14 protein-coding genes, 1 pseudogene and 1 riboswitch are annotated in these 18,379 nt (G+C 60.3%); of the genes and pseudogenes, 2 read left to right on the top strand and 13 right to left on the bottom strand.

Annotated features, from left to right (window positions below; translation table 11 throughout):
- Positions 1-94: 94 nt before the first annotated feature.
- Positions 95-1,309 (bottom strand): phosphoserine phosphatase SerB, encoded by a 1,215-nt coding sequence (gene serB, locus ACA055_RS02490; protein WP_497682214.1) that lies wholly within the window; start codon positions 1,307-1,309, stop codon positions 95-97.
- Between the two features lie 135 nt (positions 1,310-1,444).
- Between serB and ACA055_RS02485 the strand changes: the two genes are divergently transcribed.
- Complete coding sequence (locus ACA055_RS02485) at positions 1,445-2,965, top strand: AhpA/YtjB family protein (protein ID WP_497682213.1); 1,521 nt, start codon at positions 1,445-1,447, stop codon at positions 2,963-2,965.
- Positions 2,966-3,199: 234 nt separating this feature from the next.
- On the opposite strand, the gene ACA055_RS02480 is transcribed toward ACA055_RS02485, so the two are convergent.
- The 10 genes and pseudogenes from ACA055_RS02480 to ACA055_RS02435 all read right to left on the bottom strand — a co-directional run bounded on the left by ACA055_RS02480 (position 3,200) and on the right by ACA055_RS02435 (position 13,783).
- Complete coding sequence (locus ACA055_RS02480; protein WP_497682212.1) at positions 3,200-3,913, bottom strand: PqiC family protein; 714 nt, start codon at positions 3,911-3,913, stop codon at positions 3,200-3,202.
- A 176-nt stretch (positions 3,914-4,089) separates the two neighbouring features.
- Positions 4,090-6,357, bottom strand: a complete 2,268-nt coding sequence (parC, locus tag ACA055_RS02475; protein ID WP_497682211.1) for a DNA topoisomerase IV subunit A — start codon at positions 6,355-6,357, stop codon at positions 4,090-4,092.
- Between the two features lie 7 nt (positions 6,358-6,364).
- The gene (locus ACA055_RS02470; RefSeq protein WP_497682210.1) at positions 6,365-6,889 is read right to left on the bottom strand and encodes a retropepsin-like aspartic protease family protein; all 525 of its coding nucleotides are present in this window, start codon (positions 6,887-6,889) and stop codon (positions 6,365-6,367) included.
- A complete protein-coding gene (locus tag ACA055_RS02465) occupies positions 6,886-7,875 on the bottom strand; it encodes an esterase-like activity of phytase family protein (RefSeq protein ID WP_497682209.1) in 990 nt (329 codons plus the stop codon). Before ACA055_RS02465 ends, ACA055_RS02470 begins: the two co-directional genes overlap by 4 nt.
- Positions 7,875-9,779 carry a DNA topoisomerase IV subunit B gene (gene parE / locus ACA055_RS02460; protein WP_497682208.1) on the bottom strand — a complete coding sequence of 635 codons (1,905 nt, stop codon included), beginning with the start codon at positions 9,777-9,779 and terminating at the stop codon, positions 7,875-7,877. The genes ACA055_RS02465 and parE overlap by 1 nt, the downstream gene beginning before the upstream one ends.
- A 54-nt stretch (positions 9,780-9,833) precedes the next feature.
- A complete protein-coding gene (locus ACA055_RS02455) occupies positions 9,834-10,442 on the bottom strand; it encodes a YqiA/YcfP family alpha/beta fold hydrolase (RefSeq protein ID WP_497682207.1) in 609 nt (202 codons plus the stop codon).
- A 192-nt stretch (positions 10,443-10,634) separates the two neighbouring features.
- Positions 10,635-10,865, bottom strand: a pseudogene (locus ACA055_RS02450) (DUF6124 family protein); the annotation flags it as partial.
- A 931-nt stretch (positions 10,866-11,796) separates the two neighbouring features.
- Complete coding sequence (gene cpdA, locus ACA055_RS02445; RefSeq protein ID WP_497682206.1) at positions 11,797-12,612, bottom strand: 3',5'-cyclic-AMP phosphodiesterase; 816 nt, start codon at positions 12,610-12,612, stop codon at positions 11,797-11,799.
- Positions 12,613-12,722: 110 nt separating this feature from the next.
- Positions 12,723-13,175: a DUF1249 domain-containing protein gene (locus ACA055_RS02440; protein ID WP_497682205.1), complete on the bottom strand. Its 453-nt coding sequence runs from the start codon at positions 13,173-13,175 to the stop codon at positions 12,723-12,725.
- Positions 13,166-13,783, bottom strand: coding sequence for an NUDIX domain-containing protein (locus ACA055_RS02435; protein ID WP_497682204.1), 618 nt, complete (start codon positions 13,781-13,783; stop codon positions 13,166-13,168). The genes ACA055_RS02440 and ACA055_RS02435 overlap by 10 nt, the downstream gene beginning before the upstream one ends.
- A 213-nt stretch (positions 13,784-13,996) precedes the next feature.
- Between ACA055_RS02435 and ACA055_RS02430 the strand changes: the two genes are divergently transcribed.
- Positions 13,997-14,743 carry an RsiV family protein gene (locus tag ACA055_RS02430; RefSeq protein WP_497682203.1) on the top strand — a complete coding sequence of 249 codons (747 nt, stop codon included), beginning with the start codon at positions 13,997-13,999 and terminating at the stop codon, positions 14,741-14,743.
- Here ACA055_RS02430 and cytX read toward each other — a convergent pair.
- Positions 14,712-16,004, bottom strand: coding sequence for a putative hydroxymethylpyrimidine transporter CytX (gene cytX / locus ACA055_RS02425; protein ID WP_497682202.1), 1,293 nt, complete (start codon positions 16,002-16,004; stop codon positions 14,712-14,714). The genes ACA055_RS02430 and cytX overlap by 32 nt on opposite strands.
- Positions 16,005-16,155: 151 nt before the next feature.
- Positions 16,156-18,045: a phosphomethylpyrimidine synthase ThiC gene (thiC, locus tag ACA055_RS02420; protein WP_054053301.1), complete on the bottom strand. Its 1,890-nt coding sequence runs from the start codon at positions 18,043-18,045 to the stop codon at positions 16,156-16,158.
- A 163-nt stretch (positions 18,046-18,208) separates the two neighbouring features.
- Positions 18,209-18,314: riboswitch (TPP riboswitch) on the bottom strand.
- Positions 18,315-18,379: the final 65 nt, after the last annotated feature.

Raw genomic sequence — 18,379 nt, 5'->3', positions numbered from 1 at the left:
TCGCGCCGCCGCTCCCACACTGGATCTGCGTCAAACAGAAATCAATGTGGGAGCGAGCCTGCTCGCGAAGAGGCCCTGTCAGTCAATACACGTCTCAGAGTTGCCCGTCACGATCCCGGAAGCCCAGCAGATAAAGCACGCCATCGAGCCCAAGGGTGGAAATCGCCTGTTTCGCCGACTGCTTGACCAGCGGCTTGGCACGGAACGCCACGCCCAGCCCGGCAATTGCCAGCATTGGCAGGTCGTTGGCACCGTCGCCGACGGCGATGGTCTGCTCCAGACGCAAACCTTCCTTGTGCGCCAGTTCACGCAGTAAATCCGCCTTGCGCTGCGCATCGACGATCGGCTCGACCGCTACACCGGTGACCTTGCCGTCGACCACTTCCAGTTCGTTGGCGAACACGTAGTCGATGCCCAGTTTGGCCTGTAATTGCTTGGCGAAATAAGTGAAGCCACCGGACAGGATCGCCGTCTTGTAGCCCAGACGCTTGAGTTCGGCGAACAGGGTTTCGGCGCCTTCGGTCAGACGCAGCGAGGCGCCGATCGAGTCCAGCACACTGACGTCCAGCCCTTGCAACAAGGCCAGACGCTCCTTGAAACTGGCACGGAAATCCAGCTCACCCGCCATCGCCCGCTCAGTGATGGCGGACACCTGATCACCGACACCGGCCGCCTTGGCCAGTTCGTCGATGACTTCGGCTTCGATCAGCGTCGAATCCATGTCGAACACCGCCAGACGACGGTTGCGACGGAACAGCGAATCTTCCTGGAAGGCGATGTCGACGTTCAGTTCCTGAGCGACACTGAGGAATTCGGCCCGCAGTGCCTGCGGATCAGCCGCCTCGCCGCGCACGGAAAACTCGATGCAGCCCTTGCCCTTGTCGGCCGGGGTGTCCAGCGGCATGCGCCCGGACAGACGATCGATGTGGTCGATGTTCAGGCCATATTTGGCGGTGATTGAACTCACGGCCTGCAATTGCCCGGCGGTCACTTTGCGGGTCAACAGGGTCACGATATGGCGTTTCTTGCCCTGATTGCCGACCCACTGCTGGTAATCCTCTTCGGACACCGGCGTGAAACGCACCTGCTGATCAAGCTCATAGCCCTTGAACAGGATGTCCTTGAGCACCGACTTGCCCTGCTCGGTGTCAGGAATTTCAACCAGGATGCCGAACGACAGGGTGTCGTGGATCACCGCCTGACCAATGTCGAGAATGTTCACACCACCCTGGGCCAGAACGCCGGTAATGGCCGCAGTCAGACCCGGACGGTCGACTCCCGTGATGTTTATCAGGACGATTTCGCGCAAGGCGCACCCCCGCAGGTGGAAAAAAACCGCATTCTACCCACTTTCAGTGACCATCGGGCACCGTGAGCGCTTTGCCGGTCTAGGGCCTGTCGCTATACTGCGCGTCAACTTCACGGACAAAAGAGCCGAGCTCAAGTGAACCGGCCCACGCCAGTAAAAACCGATAACTTCTTTCTGCTGATCTTCCGTGCACTGCGCCACCGCCGTGTACCGATTGCATTGCGCATCGCCAGCCATAACGTGATCCTGGTCGCTCTGGCCTTGGTGATCTACGCCTGCGTGATGGGATTGCAGTTCAAGCAGGCCATGCATGAGCAGGCGGATGCCCTGGGCGAAAGCCTGACCACCCAGACGGCTACGTCCGCCACGGAGCTGTTGGTGTCCAACGACATCCTCAGCCTCAACGTGCTGCTCAACAACCTGACCAAGAACAAGCTGGTGGCCCACGCCGCTATCTACAGCGTGGATAACCGCATCCTCGCCGAAGCCGGTCAGCGCCCCAAGCATAGCCTGCTGGGCGAAGCCGAGGGCATGTACCAGAGCAAGATCACCTTCCAGGACGTGACCGCCGGGCAACTGCGCATCAGCCTGGACATGGACCAGTTCCAGCAGCCGATGACCATCAGCCTGCAAAGCATGGGCATCCTGAGTGCGATTCTGCTTGCCCTGTCCCTGGCTTTGAGCCTGCGCCTGGGTCGGCACATCTCCACGCCGCTGCTGCAATTGCGGGTGTGGCTGCGCAATATCGACGAATACACCCCGGGCACCGAGCGCCAGGATGAAGTCGGTGACCTGGCGCGTCAGCTGCACGCCAACTTCGCGCCGGAGCCAGCCGAGCCGGAGCCTGTGCCGGAACCCGAGTTCGACGACAGCGACGATGCCGACCCGGCCTTCGAAGTACGCAATCTGCGGGATCCGAGCTTCGACGAAACTCGACCGGTGGCAGGCCTCAAGCCTGCACCGCGGCGCATTGTCAGCACCGTCGAGGACGATGATGACGATGAAGATCCATTCGCCGACCTTCGCGACGAGTCGGCAGACCACGCGCCAAAACCGGCCGTCAAACCTGTCGTTTCGAACCTGCCACAGCACAGTGCGGTGCTGGCCGTGCAACTGGGCGCCCAGGATCAACTGCGTCGGCTGCCGCGGGCTCGCCTGGAAGAACTGCTCAAACGCTATCGCGATTGCCTCGATCAGGCTGCATCGCTCTACCAGAGCGAACTGCATACCCTGAATGATGGCAGCACGCTGATGCTGTTCCACACCGAAGACAGCGGCGACGATTACCTGACCAACGCCATCTGCTGCGGTGAGCTGCTGCGGGCCCTGGGCCATCAGTTGCAGATCGAAGTTGCCGACAGCGGCATCACCCTGCAATTGCAGCTGGGCCTGACCCTGGGCGACGAGCTGTTCGGCCTGAGCCAGATCGACCTGCTGCTGACCGAATCCGCTCAGGATGCCCTGGCCTTGTCGCAACACAGCCGCAATCTGCTGCTGGTGGAGCGCAAGATCAGTGACGACGCGCTGATCCGCCAACGTGCGCGGATCCGGCCGATCGCCAGCCCGGAAGGCGCGTGCTGCGTAGAGCGGCTGATGGAGCCTTATCCGTCGATGCTTGAGCGGCAACTGGCGCGGATGCATGAACGCCGGGCGTAAGTACTAGCCCAGCAACAACGAAGCCCGCAGATGATCACTCGTCTGCGGGCTTTTTTACTGTCTGCTCTGACGCTTTCGCGGGCAAGCCCGCTCCCACCTTTGATCTCCATGCGACGCAGCACCTTGTGGGAGCGGGTTTGCGCGCGAAGAGGCCATTAGCAGCGCCAAGGATCTCAACCTGCAGATACAACAAAGCCCGCATCAATGCGGGCTTTGCTTCGAATCATTCCAGGTTTAGAACCTGAACACTTCCATATCGGTCCGGATCGGCGAAGCCATCGGGATCTTGGGTTGTTTTTCCTTTTCCGCCGCCGGTGCCGCAGGCTTGGCAGCCGGCTTACGTGGGGCTTCGGCAATCGGTGGCTGATTGGCCAGCGGCTTGAGTGCGGTCGACAGCTGCTCGGCCAGACGCTGCAGCAGCACGCCCTGAGCTTGAACCTGAGCCGCCGTGCCGCCGGCATGCTGTTCCTGCAGATGAATGATGCGGTTATCGCGAACCTGTCCGCGACGATCGATCAAACGCCATTGCGCATCAAGGATCGCCGGTTGCGCTTCACCCGAGTCCAGGCGCGTGATGGTCAGTAACACCTGAACATCCGGTGTGAAGCCCAAAGTCGCCGGCGCCAGCACGACGCGCTGGCTGTCCAGGTGACCCGCTACCTGACGCAGCAACAGCTGATCAATGTCGGAAGACAGGCTACCCGCCCAACGACCATCAGCCGAGGCTTGCAGGCTGCCATCCGGCTGACGCTGCAACAGCGTTTCGCGTTGCAGGTAGTCAGCCACCGTCACCGGGCCCAACAGCACGGCCATGCCCGCGCTTTGCGCAGGCTCAGCCGGACTTCCGCTGTCCAGCTGATACAACGACACCGGTTGGTGAACGCTGCAACCCGCCAGGCCAAGTACGCCAGCGAGCATCAAAATAAAAGGAAGGCGCAGAGCAGTCATCGTCCCATCCAGGTGGTTGCCACAAGGCTAACCACAGTGAAAATACTCAAAAAATATGAAGAACGCTCGGCCACGCCGGCGCTTGAAAGGCCATATCATCCGTGAATATGCGTTCCGACTCCAGCGCCATTGCGTCGATCTACGCGTTAAATCGTAGATCGAGCGCTCTAGGACGCTTAATTGAGGTTTTCGACGAGCAGCGCATCCACCCTCTGAAAGCCACGTGGCAGTTTGTTACCACGACGCCCACGCTCACCTTTGTAGTGTTCGAGGTCGTCCGCCTTCAGTGACAAGGTACGTTTTCCGGCCTGCAACACCAATGTGGCGCCTTCCGGTAGTACGGCGATGTCCGTGACATATTCTTCGCGACTGGCCACACGCTCACCGTTGATCCCGATGATCTTGTTGCCTTTGCCCTTACCTAATTGTGGCAGATCGCTGATCTTGAAGATCAGCAGGCGACCTTCGGTGGTTACCGAAGCCAGCCAATTATTCTCGCGATCCGTCACCGGGCGCGGAAGAATGACCTTCGAGTTGTTCGGCAGGCTCAGCAGCGCCTTGCCCGCCTTGTTCTTGGCTTGCAGGTCTTCACCCTTGACCACGAAACCGTAGCCGGCGTCGGAGGCGATCACGTACAGCGAGTCGTCTTCCGGCATCAGTACGCATTCGAAACTCGCCCCTGGTGGCGGCGTCAGACGACCGGTCAGCGGTTCGCCCTGACCACGGGCCGATGGCAACGTGTGAGTCGCCACCGAATAGCTGCGACCGGTGGAGTCGATAAACACCGCAAACTGGTTGGATCGCCCGGCCGCCAAGGCCCTGAAGCCATCGCCGGCCTTGTAGGAAAGCCCGGTAGCGTCAATTTCGTGCCCCTTGGCGGAACGAACCCAGCCTTTTTCCGACAGAACCACCGTCACTTTCTCGTTCGGCAGCAGGTCGTGCTCGGTCAGGGCCTTGGCCTCGGCGCGCTCGACGATTGGCGAGCGACGGTCGTCGCCGTAGGTTTCGGCGTCCTTGATCAGCTCGGTGCGAACCAGTTTTTTCAACTTGGCTTCGCTGCCCAACAGGGCTTGCAGCTTGGCTTGTTCCTTGAGCAGTTCATCCTGCTCGGCACGCAACTTCATCTCTTCCAGTCGCGCCAACTGACGCAAACGCGTGTCGAGGATGTAGTCGGCCTGGATTTCGCTCAGGGCGAAACGCTCGATCAATGCCGCTTTCGGGTGCTCCTCGGTGCGGATGATGTGAATCACTTCATCCAGGTTGAGGTAGGCGATCAGCAAACCGTCCAACAGGTGCAGGCGACGCTCGACCTTGTCCAGGCGGAATTGCAGGCGACGACGCACGGTGTTGACGCGGAACTCCAGCCATTCCACCAGTAGCGCACGCAGGTTTTTCAACTGCGGCTTGCCGTCGAGGCCAATGATGTTGATGTTGACCCGATAGCTCGACTCCAGCTCCGTGCTGGCGAACAGGTGCTGCATCAGCGCGTCGTGGTCAAAGTTTTTGCGTGCGCCCGGAATAATCACGATCCGGCACGGGTTTTCGTGGTCGGATTCGTCTCGCAGGTCAGCGATCTGCGGAGCCTTGGACGGTTTGGCCTGCATCATGGCCGCAATCTGTTCCAGCACCTTGGCGCCCGAGACCTGATGCGGCAGCGCGGTGACGATGATGTCGCCGTCTTCGATGTGGTACACGGCGCGCATACGCACCGAACCGCGACCGGTTTCGTAGATTTTCAGCAGGTCGGCGCGCGGCGTGATGATTTCCGCTTCGGTCGGGTAATCCGGGCCCTGAATGTGTTCACAGAGCTGTTCGACCGTGGCTTTGGGCTCATCGAGCAAGCGCACGCAGGCGGTCGCGACTTCCCGCAGGTTGTGCGGAGGCACGTCGGTGGCCATGCCCACGGCGATACCGGTGGTGCCGTTGAGCAGGATATTCGGCAACCGCGCCGGCAACACCAGCGGCTCGTCGAGTGTGCCGTCGAAGTTCGGGCCCCAGTCCGCGGTGCCCTGGCCCAGCTCGCTGAGCAGCACTTCGGAATAACGCGACAGCCGTGCTTCGGTGTAACGCATGGCGGCGAAGGACTTGGGATCATCCGGCGCACCCCAGTTACCCTGGCCGTCGACCAGCGTGTAGCGATAGCTGAACGGTTGGGCCATCAGGACCATGGCTTCGTAGCAGGCCGAGTCGCCGTGGGGGTGGAATTTACCGAGCACGTCACCGACGGTACGCGCCGATTTCTTGTGCTTGGAATCGGCGTCCAGCCCCAACTCGCTCATCGCATAGATGATGCGTCGCTGTACCGGTTTCAGGCCGTCGCCGATATGCGGCAAGGCACGGTCCATGATCACGTACATGGAGTAGTTGAGGTAGGCATTTTCGGTGAAGTCAGCCAGTGACCGGCGCTCTACACCGTCCAGGCTGAGATCAAGGGAGTCGCTCATGCGGGCCTCATCGGTTCGTTGTCTGGCGCAGCAGCATGGTGCCACCGCGCTGGGTAAATTCAAGTTTGTTCAGTGCACTCATGCCGAGCAGCACTTGATTGCCATCCAGGCTTGGCACGACAAGGGCGCGCACATCACGCAACACAATGTCGCCCAGTTGCAGCTTGTCGATGCGGGTTCGATAACCCTCCGCGCGACCGCTGGCGGTGCTCAGGGTCACCCCGAAGCCTTTCTCCAGTTTCAGCCGTTCGGCCAGACCACCCGGGATGGCCACATCGGTCGCCCCGGTATCGAGCATGAAATCCACCGGCTGGCCGTTGATCTGGCCGCTGGCGACAAAATGGCCCTGGCTGTTACCGACCAGTTTCACTTCGATAAAACCTTCGCCCTGTTCCGAACTGACGACGGCGTTGGGATTGTATTGCCGTTGCTCCCACTGCCCAAAAAAGCGCGTCGCTAGAAACAGCGCGGCGCACCAGGCCAGCACCATCAACACCCGACCGGCGCGCTTACCCGGCGGTTGCGGAGTCATGGCTTGGCACTCCAGCCACCTTCCGGCGCGGCAAAGCGCCAGATAATCGGGCGTACCTCGCCATCGGCGCGGGTACCGGTGTTGTTGTCGATACCGATCCAGGCGCCGTCGGCGTCCACGATCAACGCTTCTTCCAGACCAAAGGCCTGTGGATAACGCCGGTTTTCCTGCAGTGCCTCGGCGGCGTACGACCAGCAGCGCTCGACCTTGGCCGTCTGCGCGTCACGGCGGCAAATCTGGTAGACGTTGCGCTCAAGGGTAAACAGCTTGCCGTTGAACAATGACAGATCGGCAAAATCCCGGGGCAGCGCTCTGGCCCTGGGAAATTGTGCAGGCTGCATTTCCTTCCCGGCTTCGCTCAGCAGCACACAGCCGCCATCACAGTCCCAGACGGTTTGCTTACGCTTGAGCAGCAGCAACCCGCGGCTCTCGCGCTCGGCGGCCAGCCACAATTTGTCACCGTCAGGATTGATCGCCAGGCCTTCGAACAACGCATTGAAGCGCAGCAACATGCCACTGGCCCGCGCTTCGCGAACCAGCATCGGCGAAATCTTCAGCCAGGATGCAGGCCCCGTCGTTGGCACTTGCAGCACGGCCGCATGGGCCTCGCTGACAATGTAGCGATTACCGGCGCTGTCGCAGGTGATGCCTTCGAAATCCAGATCTCCGCCACGGACAAACGACGCCGCCCAGGCCCGCGAACGCAAGCCCCAGGGCAAACCGCTATCAGGCACCGGTGGCACGCCGATGCCCACGGCTTCAGCTTGCCAGACGCTGTCGCGGGTATCGAGGCGGTAGATCTGATCATCGTCGCGATCGGACACCGTCCACAAATCCTCGCCGCACTGGGCGAGCCCCGACAGGTTGCCGCCGCGCATACCGTCAACGGGATGCTCGGACAACAGGCGCAACTCTGGCACCGGTACGGCAAACGCCGTCACCGAAGTCAGAAGTAACGCACACGCCAGGGCAAAGCCAACCCGCATCAGCCAAGAACCTCGGCCAGGTTGCCTTTGGATTCCAGCCAGGATTTGCGGTCGCCAGCGCGTTTTTTCGCCAGCAGCATGTCCATCATTTCCGAGGTCGCTTCGAAATCGTCCAGCGTCAGCTGCACCAGACGCCGAGTGTTCGGGTCCATGGTGGTTTCGCGCAGCTGTGGCGGGTTCATTTCACCCAGACCTTTGAATCGGGTGACCTGTGGCTTGCCGCGTTTCTTCTCGGCCACCAGGCGATCGAGGATGCCGTCGCGCTCGGCTTCGTCGAGGGCGTAGTAAATCTCTTTGCCCAGGTCAATGCGGTACAGCGGCGGCATCGCGACGTAAACGTGACCGGCATCCACCAACGGGCGGAAATGCTGGACGAACAGCGCGCACAGCAACGTGGCGATGTGCAGACCGTCGGAGTCGGCGTCGGCGAGGATGCAGATTTTGCCGTAGCGCAGCTGGGCGATGTCCGCCGAACCTGGATCGACACCGATGGCCACGGCAATGTTGTGCACTTCCTGGCTGGCCAGCACTTCGCTGCCGTCGACTTCCCAGGTGTTCAGAATCTTGCCGCGCAACGGCAGGATCGCCTGAAACTCTTTATCCCGCGCCTGCTTGGCCGAACCGCCGGCGGAATCACCTTCCACCAGGAACAGCTCGGAACGCATCGGGTCCTGCCCGGCGCAATCGGCGAGTTTGCCCGGCAACGCCGGACCTTGGGTGATGCGCTTGCGCTCAACCTTCTTGCTGGCCTTCAGACGACGGCCGGCGTTGTTGATGGCCAGTTCCGCCAGCAGCATGCCGGTCTCGGGATGGGCGTTGAGCCACAGGCTGAACGCGTCCTTGACCACACCGGAAACAAACGCCGCCGCTTCACGGGACGACAGACGCTCTTTGGTCTGGCCGGAGAATTGCGGCTCCTGCATCTTCATCGACAGCACGAAGGCGATGCGTTCCCAGACGTCTTCCGGCGCCAGCTTCACGCCGCGCGGCAGCAGGCTGCGGAATTCGCAGAACTCGCGCATCGCATCGAGCAAGCCCTGACGCAGACCGTTGACGTGAGTACCGCCCTGCGCCGTCGGGATCAGGTTGACGTAGCTTTCCTGAACGCTGTCGCCACCCTCGGGCAACCACAGCAGCGCCCAATCGACCCCTTCTTTATTCCCGGCGAGGCTGCCGCAGAAGGGTTCGTTTGGCAGGCGTTCGAATTCGCTGACGGCATCTTGCAGGTAGGAGCGCAGACCATCTTCGTAATGCCATTCGACTTTCTCGCCGGTGGCCTTGTCTTCAAAACTGACCAGCAGCCCCGGGCACAGAACGGCTTTGGCCTTGAGCACGTGCTTGAGGCGGCTGATGGAGAATTTCGGGGAATCGAAGTACTTCGGGTCCGGCGCGAAGAACACGCTGGTGCCGGTGTTGCGCTTGCCGACGGTGCCGATCACTTCCAGTTCGGTTTTCTTGTAACCATCGGCGAAGGTCATCTGGTATTCGTTGCCGTCACGCTTTACGCGCACCCGGACTTCGGTCGACAAGGCGTTGACCACGGAAATACCCACCCCGTGCAGACCGCCGGAGAACTGGTAGTTCTTGTTGGAAAACTTGCCGCCCGCATGGAGCTTGGTGAGGATCAGCTCGACACCCGACACACCTTCTTCGGCGTGGAGATCCACCGGCATGCCACGGCCGTCATCGCTGACTTCCAGGGAGTGGTCGGCGTGCAGGATGACTTGCACCGAGGTTGCATGCCCGGCCAAGGCTTCGTCGACGCTGTTGTCGATGACTTCCTGGGCGAGGTGGTTCGGCCGACTGGTGTCGGTGTACATGCCGGGGCGTTTGCGCACCGGGTCGAGGCCCGAGAGGACTTCGATGGCGTCTGCGTTATAAGAGCTAGCGCTGGGAGTGGCCATGGGGTCTCGTCGTCCGTCTTCTGAAAAAGTGTTCAAAGAAAAAGGGGTGATGACTCACAGTGCAGTGAAATCAATCGCCTGATACAAATCTGCGCCGATGCCGGCAAAACTCAGCATTGCCGGCAATTGCTCGGCAAAACCCTGGAAACTATGGTCGCCGCCAGCCTGGATACGCAAGGCACAGGCCCGGTAATACTGCTGGGCTGCGCGATAGTCCAGCGTTTCGTCGCCGGTCTGCAACCATACCTGATATCGCTGCGGGTCCTGGGACGCCGGCACTTCCAGCTCGGCCAGGGCCGTCACGTGGTCGTGGGTCAACTCCCAGGCCTCATCGGTATACAGGTTTTTCTGCGTCCCCAGAAACCCGTCGAACATCCGGTGCGGACTGACGGCAGGGTTGATCAACAGGGCCTTGAGGCCATGGCGCTCGGCCAAGTGAGTCGCATAGTAGCCGCCGAGTGAGCTGCCGACCAGCAGTGGCCGCCCCAGCTCCTCAATCGCTTGCTCCAGCTGACCGATGGCCTCGCGCGGATGGTGATGCAGGGCCGGAACGCGCAATTGATCGCTCAAGCCCAGTTGCTCCATCACCTTCACCAGCTGACAGGCTTTCTTCGACGCCGGCGCGCTGTTGAAACCGTGGATATAAAGGATCGAACCGGACATTTGAACTCCCTGTGCGTCGGGTAAAGAGGCGGAGTTTACAGGGAGTCGGGGGAATCGGGGATATCCGCGGAAATTGGGTCGTCCGTGTGGACGCCTTCGCGAGCAAGCCCGCTCCCACATTGGATCTGCGTCGCTCACACATCTCCTATGGGAGTGAGCCTGCTCGCGAAGAACGATGACTCGGTCTAACCGTTATGTCGGATCGACGTTATCCAGCGCCCGATTCACCGCCAACTCGGCCAGCATGACCAGTTGCTGAATTGCCATCGCCGCATGCCGGTCCGCCCCATGCAGGCGCGCCGCAAAATCGCTGGCCATGACACTCGCCGAAGCCAGTGACTCACAGGAATGGGCCAAAAGGCTTTCCGTGTCCATTTCGGGGACGATCATGTACATCGTGCTGGATTTGCGGGCGGGGGGATTGGGGGTTGGTTTGAACATGGTGACACCTCAGTTCATTGATATGGAGCCACCCCCAATTGCCGCGATGCAATGTAAGGGTGGCAGCTGTACGCGGGTTCGCGGACCGAGAACTGAGAATCGGCATACCCGAAGGTATCCCACGCACAGCCGCCATGACACAAAACGACAGACACCCGAAAGTGCTGTTGTAAAGCGCGGCGATTATGCCTCAGTTCATAGGGCCGCGAAGCCCGATCGCTGAATGTGTCAGCGACACGCAAAAGGCTAGAGACGCCACGTCTGACGGGCAACCTGAAAACTTCGTGGGAAGGTTCTGAAATTTTTGCTGACCATTAAACAGCATCGTCAGTGAGGTCGCCTTCGCGAGCAGGCTCGCTCCCACGGGGAATTTTGTACATCAGCAAGATGTTGGTCGGCTGTCAGGTCGCCTTCGCAGGCAAGCCAGCTCCCACAGGGGTTTGGTATACATCGGCTAGAGACCGGTCGGCTGTCAGGCCGCCATCGCGAGCAGGCTCGCTCCCACAATGGATCGGCGTACACGCTTCGCTTCTCACCACTCATCAGGCCGAGCGTTAGCTCGCCTGCAGCTCTTGATCTTGATCCACCCGCCCCTTCGGGAGGCTGAGTGGAGGTGTTCATCCGGGGAGTGGCGCGCAGCGCCGTTCGACGCAGTCGAACACGCTGCATGTAGGTCGTCGCGAAGCAGACCGGAGGGCAGTGTCCCCGGATGGATACCGGAACGAAGGAACGCCGAGCCTAGGCGAGGGGCCGGACGCTCGGGGCGAGCCTTTTTTTGCTTACTTTTTTTGGCGTTTGAAAAAAAAGTGAGTCGCCGTAAGGGCGAAACCGCCAGCCGCCGTTACCGCAGAAATGGATATGTACCCGGTCAACCACAACATGGTCGGCCCGTAGGCCGCCAAGTTCGCAGCCGTCAGTAGCCGTCAGAGCCGTAGTCGACCTGAAAATCGAACCCGGCGACCCGCTCCACGCCGGTTTCAATCAGACCATCGGGCAACAATCGCAACCAGCGATACCCCGGCGCCTGATCCCCGACTTTGAAATCATCACTGCCCGGCTCGAACTGAATGCAGGTCGAAGGCGAAGCGATCAACCGCACGCCGTTACGATCCTGATCAATCTCTTGATGAACATGCCCCCACAAAACAGCCCGCACCTGCGGAAACCGGTCCAGCACCGCAAACAAGGCCTCTGGATTGCGCAGCCCGATCGGCTCCATCCATGCACACCCGATCGACACCGGGTGATGATGAAAACACACCAGATGATGCCGCTCCGGCGCTTCGCTCAACGAGCAGGCCAGCAACTGCAATTGCTCATCCTGCAAATACCCCGGCACCGAACCCGGCACTGCCGAATCCAGCAGTGTGACTCGCCAGTTGCCGACGTCCACCACCGGTTCCAGCAAGGCACTCTGCACCGCCGCTTCGGCCATGATCTGCGGCTCATCGTGATTGCCGGGGATCCAGCGGGCCGGCGCATCCAGCGGCCGCGTCAGGTCGCGAAACTGCTGATAAGACTCAAGCGTGCCGTCCTGGGAAAGATCGCCACTGGCAATGATCAGATCGATTCGGGGCTGCTGAAGCCGCACCAACTCGATAACCTTTTGCAGGCTGTCACGCGTGTTCATGCCCAGCAACGTCCCGTCCGCTTCGGCAAACAGATGACTGTCGGAGAGTTGCACCAGCAACGCCGGATCGGCGGTGGTCAATGTGGATACGCTCGGCAAGGCGTTCTCCCAAGGCTGAATCACGGGATTGGATGAGGCCGCAATTATGCTGGGGGACGATCAAAAGGGGAAACCTGTGAACCTGACGCAGTTCACAACTAATCGCACGACTAACGTACGACTTCGTACTCATGCCCCAACGCCAGACAATGGCTTAGCCATTCCCCCAGGAACATATTCAGCTGGGCCTTTTCGTCCGGCTGATGCATCGAGGCGTTCGGGTAAGGATAGATGCCGCGAAAGCGTCGCGCATGTTCGGCGCTGACAACTTCGGCCATGCACGCATCGTGATAGACCTGAACTTCCAGTTGCGGCACCGGCAGCCACGGCAGGCTGTGCTCCTGGCGCACCTGCAGGGTCGTGGTGTACGGACAGACCTGCAGCACTTCCAGGGCCAGTACGCCGAGCATCTGCTCGCCATGGGTCACGGCAATGCGCCGGGCTGCCGGCTCGTTGCGCATATCCGGCAGCAGTCGCATCAGGCGCGCGTAGTTCGCCTCGCAGGAGGCTTGCAGCCCCACAAGGTCCACTCGATAGCGATCGCGCAGCTTGTTTACGACCATAACCCCCTCACTTCAGCGCGGTTCAAAGCTAACCATTGCAAGGCAATGATGCTGGCCGCGTTGGCAATACGTCCGTCGCGTACGGCTTGCAGGGCATCTTCGAATGCCCAGACCGTGACGCGGATATCTTCTGCCTCTTCCTCCAGCCCATGCAGGCCGCCGACCCCGTTACTGTCGCAGCGCCCCAGGTACAAATGCACGAATTCATTGCTGCCGCCCGGCGATGGAAAATATTTGGTCATCGGCCAGAGCGCCCCGAATACAAGCCCAGCTTCCTCCTGCGCTTCGCGGTGAGCAACTGCTTCCGGTTCTTCATCCTTGTCGATCAGACCAGCGACCAGTTCGATCAGCCACGGATTGTCAGTCTTGCCCATGGCGCCGACGCGAAACTGCTCGATCAGCACCACTTCGTCGCGCTGCGGATCGTAAGGCAGCACGCACACCGCATCGTGACGAACAAACACTTCACGATTGATCTCGCGACTCATGCCGCCAGCGAACAATTCGTGGCGCAAATGCACGCGATCGAGTTTGTAGAAGCCCTCGAAGCACTTTTCGCGCCGAACGATCTCAACGGTGGTCGGAATGGCGTTGGCAAAATCGGTCATGACAATCCTCGTTCTACAAATCAGAGAAGAGGCTCCAACCTCGACTTCGCGCCATCCTAACGCGCCCGTGACGTTTGATGCAGCCCCTTTCCAGCCAGCGGGATAGACGGTGAGGGCGAAACCAACTCTAATTAGCTTAGTGGCGAACTGATTACCTCGCTGACAGTCGAAGCGGGTAACTTTTCGCCTTTCCCTGTTTTATGAAGGACGCCCATGTCGCTTTTTAAAATCGCCTCCGTGGCCGCAATCGCCCTGACCCTGGGCGCCTGCCAGAGCCTGTTCCAGCCCAACTACCGGGCGCCGCTGGAAACTACCCGCGACGCTTCCGAACAGCTCAAGCCTGGCTGCACTAATGCCGATTGCCCACTGGTGAACATCGACACTTTGCGCTTCCCGGCCGAGCCTCAGCTCGACAGTATTATTGAAAAACGCCTGCTGCAAATGACCCGCACCACGCCGGACGCCCCGGTGGCACCGACGCTGGCGGCGTATCGCGAGCAATTTTTGAGCAGTGCCGGCCCGCGCTACAGCAGCTACCTGCAAGCCAAGGTACGTGAACAGCATGACGGCTTGGTGATCGTCGAGTTTTCCAGCTATCTGGACACCGGCGGTGCCCATGGCACGCCGGGCCGCAGCTTTATCAACTATTCACGCCAGCAACATAAAGTGCTGACGCTGTCGGACATGCTGGTTCCGGGGCAGGAAGAAGCCTTCTGGAAAACGGCGCAGGTCGCGCACAACAGTTGGCTGATCAGCACCAAGCTCGATCAGGAACCGGAGTTCGTGAAGAGCTGGCCCTTCGTGAAAACCCAGAACGTGGCGCTGACCTACGGCGGGGTGATCCTCAAGTACGAAGTGAGCACCATCGCGCCTTATGCGCTCGGCCACGTCGAACTGAAGATCCCCTACCCTCGCCTGAACGGCATTCTCAAACCTGAGCTGTTTCCCGGCCGTAACTGAAAGCCCGACCCAGCACCAACTGAAGCAGCCCTGCCACAATCAACGCCGGCAGGGTTGCGCCGATGTCCGGATACAGGTTGGCCAGCAAATGATAGGTGCTCACCCCGCCCAGCCAGGCGAGCAGTGCCGGCCAGCGCAATGCGCCTGACGCCACTTGAGCAGAACGTTTGCGCAGGATGAAGTGATCCACCAGCACCACGCCGAACAACGGCGCAAACACTGAACCGATCAACAACAGGAAGTTCTGGTACTGGGCCAATGGCGCCAGGCAAGCGATCAGCGTGCAGATCACGCCGATGGCCAACGCCAGATGCTCGACCTTCAAGCGCAACAGAATCCCGCTCGACACGGCTGCCGAGTGAATGTCGGCGAATGCGTTTTCCGACTCGTCCAACAGAATCAGCAGCAACGGAATCCCCAGGCCAGCACCGGCCAGCGCCAGCAGCAGAGCATTCACTTCACCGCTCGGCGCGAACGCCAGGGTGTAAGCCACGCCCAGGCTCATCAGCCAGAAGTTGCCGATAAAGAAGCCAATAGCGGTGCCACCGAAGACGTTTTTCGCACGCTTGCCGAAACGCGAGTAGTCGGCAATCAGCGGCAACCACGACAGCGGCATGGCGATCGCAATGTCGAAACCCACGGCGAACGGCATCGAACCGTCACCGGCCTGCGCCCACAACGCGGCCAGATCAGCTTTGGCGAACAGGTTCCAGGTCAGCCAGATGCACGCGGCCAACAGCAGCCAGATACCCCACTTGCGCAGGATCTGCCGCACGAACGTCAGCGGACCACTGACGGCCAGCAACGTCGCCAATCCACCGAAGAACAACGTCCAGAGCAGCGGATTCGACAGCAAGCTGCCTTCGCTGAACGCTCGTGCGCCCAACAGGCTGGCGGCGTCGCGCATCACGATGATTTCGAACGAGCCCCAACCGACCAGTTGCAGCAGGTTCAGCACTGCCGGCAGGCTCGCACCACGTTTGCCGAGGCTGAGCTTGAGCGCGGTCATCGACGACAGGCCGGTGTCGCTGCCGATCACGCCAACGGCGGCCAGCAGCAAAACGCCAACCAGCGTGCCGAGGAAAATCGCCAGCAACGAGCCGGACAGGCCCAGGCCTGGCGCGAGCAAAGCGCCGGTCTGCAGCACCATCAGACCGATGCCGAGGGAGAACCACAGGGAAAACAGATCGCGACCGCCGAAGACACGTTTGTCGATTGGCACCGCGATGTCGGGTGAGTAGGTGCTGGGTTGAATGCTCAAGGGTGTTATCTCAGAGGGACATTTTTTGTTGTGTCGATCGCTATCGCCAGCAGGCTGGCTCCCACAAGGGACTTGTGAACACCACAAATCCAGTGTGGGAGCCAGCCTGCTGGCGATGGAGCCCTTTCAGGCCCCACACTTTCGGATCAGATCAAACCTTCTTGTACAGCTGACTGCCTTCCTGCTTGAACCGCTCGGCCTGGTCCGCCAATCCCTGGGCGACTTCGGCATCGACCGTTTCGATCCGCTGGTTGGCCGCGTACTCACGGACTTCCTGGGTGATTTTCATCGAGCAGAATTTCGGCCCGCACATGGAGCAGAAATGCGCGACCTTGGCCGAGTCTTTCGGCAGGGTCTCATCGTGATACGAACGAGCGGTGTCCGGATCAAGGCCCAGGTTGAACTGATCTTCCCAACGGAACTCGAAACGCGCCTTGCTCAAGGCGTTGTCGCGAATCTGCGCACCTGGATGCCCCTTGGCAAGGTCAGCGGCGTGAGCGGCGATCTTGTAAGTGATGATCCCGGTCTTCACATCATCCTTGTTCGGCAGGCCCAAGTGTTCCTTCGGCGTCACGTAGCACAGCATCGCGCAGCCGAACCAGCCGATCATTGCCGCACCGATACCGGAGGTGATGTGATCGTAACCCGGTGCAATGTCGGTGGTCAGCGGGCCGAGGGTGTAGAACGGCGCCTCGTCGCAGCACTCGAGCTGCTTGTCCATGTTCTCTTTGATCAACTGCATCGGCACGTGGCCCGGACCTTCGATCATGCATTGCACGTCGTGCTTCCAAGCGATCTTGGTCAGCTCGCCGAGGGTTTCCAGCTCACCGAATTGCGCGGCGTCGTTGGCATCGGCAATCGAACCCGGACGCAGGCCATCGCCCAGCGAGAAGCTGACGTCGTAGGCCTTCATGATTTCGCAGATGTCTTCGAAATGGGTGTAGAGGAAGTTCTCTTTGTGGTGCGCCAGGCACCACTTGGCCATGATCGAACCTCCACGGGAGACGATCCCGGTGACGCGTTTGGCGGTCAGTGGCACGTAGCGCAGCAGCACGCCAGCGTGGATGGTGAAGTAGTCGACGCCCTGCTCGGCTTGTTCAATCAGCGTGTCGCGGAACAGCTCCCAAGTCAGGTCTTCGGCAGCGCCGCCGACTTTTTCCAGGGCCTGGTAGATCGGCACGGTACCGATCGGCACCGGCGAGTTACGGATGATCCACTCGCGGGTTTCGTGAATGTGTTTGCCGGTGGACAGGTCCATGACCGTGTCCGAACCCCAGCGAATGCCCCAGGTCAGTTTCGCCACTTCTTCTTCGATGGACGAACCCAAAGCGCTGTTGCCGATGTTGCCGTTGATCTTCACCAGGAAGTTACGGCCGATGATCATCGGTTCCAGTTCGGTGTGGTTGATGTTGGCCGGAATGATCGCGCGACCACGAGCGATCTCGTCACGGACGAATTCGGGAGTGATGATTTTCGGCACGCTGGCGCCGAAGCTGTGACCGGCGTGTTGCTGGTCCAGCAGGCCAGCGGCGCGAGCCACTTCAAGCTTCATGTTTTCGCGGATGGCGACGTATTCCATCTCGGCGGTGATGATGCCTTTGCGGGCGTAGTGCATCTGGCTGACATTGGCACCGGCCTTGGCGCGGCGCGGGTTGTTCACGTGGGCGAAACGCAGTTTGGTCAGCTCGGCATCGGCGAGGCGTTCCTGGCCGAAGTTGGAGCTCAGGCCGGGCAGACGCTCGGTGTCGCCACGGGATTCGATCCACGGCGAACGCACATCGGCCAGGCCTTTGCGCACGTCGATGATGACGTTGGGATCGGTGTACGGGCCCGAGGTGTCGTACACAACCACGGGCGCGTTTATTTCACCGCCAAAGTCGGTCGGGGTCACATCAAGGCTGATTTCGCGCATCGGCACGAGGATGTCCGGGCGGGAGCCCTGGACATAGATTTTTTGCGAGCGGGTAAATGGTTGAACCGATTGTTGATCGACTTGGGCCGAATCACTCAGGTTCGTAGTGTTTTTTAGTTTTATCGTCATCACGGGCTCTCCGAACACATCCAGGCAGTGGATTTTTTGTCGGAGCGAACCTGTAAACGAATGGACGCACGCGTCGCTAAAACTAGCGGGTGCTGTGCTCAGTGCTCGAGGGGTGTTCGATTGTCGAACAACATCCCGGACGAAGCACAAGAGGACTCGCCGGGTGACGAGAAATCTTGTTCCCTACGCAGGCGCTAACCTGATCAGGTTCAACGGGATCCGAAATTATTCGATCTCAGCCTCATAGCAAGGCACCCCGACAAGAACCCGGCCAGTCTAGACACAAGTGGCAAAGAACGCCAACACCGCGGTAAACACCATGATGAATGGCGCA

Source organism: Pseudomonas sp. LBUM1657 (genome assembly GCF_059716075.1).
This window is presented reverse-complemented; position numbering and strand designations above follow the sequence as displayed.